At 49.0% G+C, this 2,810-nt stretch carries 3 protein-coding genes; all 3 read left to right on the top strand.

The genetic code is table 11. The annotated features are described in order from the left end of the window. On the top strand, positions 1-727 hold a 727-nt coding region (locus tag BZG79_RS13670), incomplete at its 5' end, for a class I SAM-dependent methyltransferase (RefSeq protein WP_077774676.1). A 122-nt stretch (positions 728-849) separates the two neighbouring features. Beyond that, the gene (locus BZG79_RS13665; RefSeq protein WP_199877893.1) at positions 850-2,001 is read left to right on the top strand and encodes a YbfB/YjiJ family MFS transporter; all 1,152 of its coding nucleotides are present in this window, start codon (positions 850-852) and stop codon (positions 1,999-2,001) included. Between the two features lie 102 nt (positions 2,002-2,103). Beyond that, complete coding sequence (locus BZG79_RS13660) at positions 2,104-2,604, top strand: glutathione S-transferase N-terminal domain-containing protein (protein WP_199877892.1); 501 nt, start codon at positions 2,104-2,106, stop codon at positions 2,602-2,604. Positions 2,605-2,810 lie beyond the last annotated feature (206 nt).

Genomic DNA, 2,810 nt, shown 5'->3' with positions numbered 1-2,810 from the left:
AATGAAATATAACAACCCCATCAACCCAAATTGTATAGATAACTTGCTGGGTGAACTATGGCTCAATGAGGACTCTTTAGTCTTAGACGTTGGTTGTGGTAATGGTGAATTAATTAAAAGCGTTTTAGAAAAGTTTAACTGTCGGGCGGTAGTCATTGAAATTGATGAAAGGGAGATTGCTAAAGCCAAGGAAAACTTGGAGCCTTATTTAGATAAAGTCACCTTTCATAATGCAGCATTCAAAGATGTGGAACTGCCTAGGGGCGTATTTGATGCGTGCTTTAGCTTAGGCTCTACTCATGCTTTTGGCGATGTTGGTGAAGCTTTAGACCGTGCATTGTCTGACATGAAGGCTCTCATAGCGTCTAATGGCGTAATTGTACTTGGGGATGCGTATTGGCGAAAAGAACCAGATACAGAGTACTTACTCGCAACAGGTATTGACCCGCTAGAGTTACGCTCAAACCTTCAAAACATAGAAGCAGGAAATCAACTAGGCCTTGAATGCGCTTATGTCGTCCATTCTTCTTATCAAGATTGGGATACGTTTGAAAGCTCGTTTTGGCTAGCTGCTGAACGCGAGTTGATGCTAGACCCTGAAAATATAGAGCTATTGGATAAAGTAAAAACGAGACGACATTGGAAAGATGCGTATTTGAGGTGGGGGCGAGAAACAATGGGGTTTGCTCTATACCTATTCATTCACGCTACACCCCAAAGCATCTAAAAAATGAGTCTGAGGCTCTCCCAGTCTGAATAACGCTGTGAGCCTGGCACACTTAGCGCCATGGAGGGCATAACAATATGAGACCGAGTAGATTCAATTTCTCTGCGTTGCTCGTTGGGGCGATGGCAACATTTGTGGGGATTGGCGTGGCGCGGTTCGCCTACACACCAATTATTCCTGCACTCGTAGAAGCCAACTGGTTTACGGCCACGGAAGCGGCATACTTGGGGGCCGCGAATCTGCTCGGCTATCTCGGTGGAGCGATTGGCGCGCACATCCTCTCTGAACGATACAAACTCCGTTATGTGCTTGGGGGCGCTTATATCGCAGTCGCGTTAAGCTTCTTTCTTTGTCTGAGCCCGATCGGCTTCGTGTGGTTCTTTATCTGGCGATTTGTGTCTGGTTTTGCCGGTGCAACCTTGATGGTGGTCGGTCCCTCTCTGGCACTCTCAAGTACGCCTGCTTCACAACGACCAGCTACTGGAGCGATAGTTTTTACCGGTATCGGAATTGGGGCTTTTTTGTCGGCCACCGCAATTCCGTTATTGTTAAATGTAGGGCTTGTTTTAGCCTGGGTTGGGCTCGGGGTACTTGCTGTTGCAGCTGGCCTTATCGCCGATAGGGCGCTCGCAGGCTTGAAATCATTACCAGCTATTCCCCATTCAGGTAATGGGTCAGAGGGCTTAACCGCTGCACAGAAATGGAGCATCGGAATCGTCATGGCGGCGTATGCGATGGACGGAGTCGGCTTTGTTCCCCATACGGTTTTCTGGGTAGATTATCTTGCACGTGAAGTCGGTATGGGGCAGACCATCGCGAGTTTCCAATGGGCTGTTCTGGGTGTCGGTGCTGTTTTCGGACCTTTCATTGCCGGGAGGGCGGCTAAAAAGCTCGGTTGGCACGGGGCTCTGCTGTCAGGGTTTCTGGCAAAGTCCATCGCGACGGCATTACCGGTTATATCGGTATCGATGGCCAGTATTACCGTTTCATCCTTTGTCGTCGGAGCCATGATCCCCGGCATTGTTGCGCTCACAGCAGGACGACTTTCAGAGATTATGGGGCCTGCTGGTCACAAAAAGATATGGGGTATGGCCACCGCCATGTTCGCTGCATTTCAAGCAGCAGGTGGGTACGCTCTGGCATTTGTCTACGCCTTTCTTGGTACCTATGAACCTTTATTCAGCATTGGTGCCGTTATTCTGGCGAGCGGCGTCCTCTTGCTATCAACCCGATATCTTATTGTTCGAAAAGCCACACAGATGGAGAAAAATTGATATGGAACTGTATCTGAACACGACGTCGCCTTATGCAAGAGTTGTCCGAATCTGCGCGATTGAAAAGCAGTTGGATGATGTGAAGCTCATCTGGGTAGATCCTTGGCGGATGACAATGCGTTGCTCACCGCCAATCCGAACGGAAAAATTCCCGTGCTTGTAACGGATAGGGGAGAGACTTTATCAGAATCCCTTCTCATCGCGTCATACTTGGACGGGCTTTCTTCGACGAACAGCTTGCTTGGTGCACCCAACTACACTGATGTCCTTGCTCTCTCGGGGCTTAGTCAGGGCCTTACCGATGCAGCTTTTATGACGGTTATTAATCGGAAGCACTTTGGGAAAGCGAGCGATAGTACAGTACTCGGAGTTCGTCGACAGAATGCCATTATCAGGTGCCTTCAGACGCTGGAGGATAGGGTGAATACTGACGTTATGCAGTCCGACATTAACCTTGGCCAGATTGTTACTGGCGTTGCGCTGAGCTATATCGATTTTCGATTACCGGAGCTGCAATGGGGTGAAAGCCAGCCACTCCTCGCTGACTGGTTAACGAGGTTTTTAGAGCGTGCAAGTGTCAAAGAAACGGCCTTCGCGGTTTAATCCGCATACCCCCATGCACCTAACTTTCCGTCCTATCAATCTTGAAACTGATTTTGCTTATTGCGTGGCTGCACGTCGGGATGCTTTTGTGTGTAGCTTTGGATCCGATGCGGGGTTTGAAGACTTTCTGGCCGGCTATTTTGAACGAGTAAGCGAACGCATGAATCAGCCCGAATGGTTTTATCGGCATATCTTTGTCGATGGAG

It is taken from the genome of Salinivibrio sp. MA427 (assembly GCF_001996115.1).
GTDB lineage: Bacteria > Pseudomonadota > Gammaproteobacteria > Enterobacterales > Vibrionaceae > Salinivibrio > Salinivibrio costicola.
This window is presented reverse-complemented; position numbering and strand designations above follow the sequence as displayed.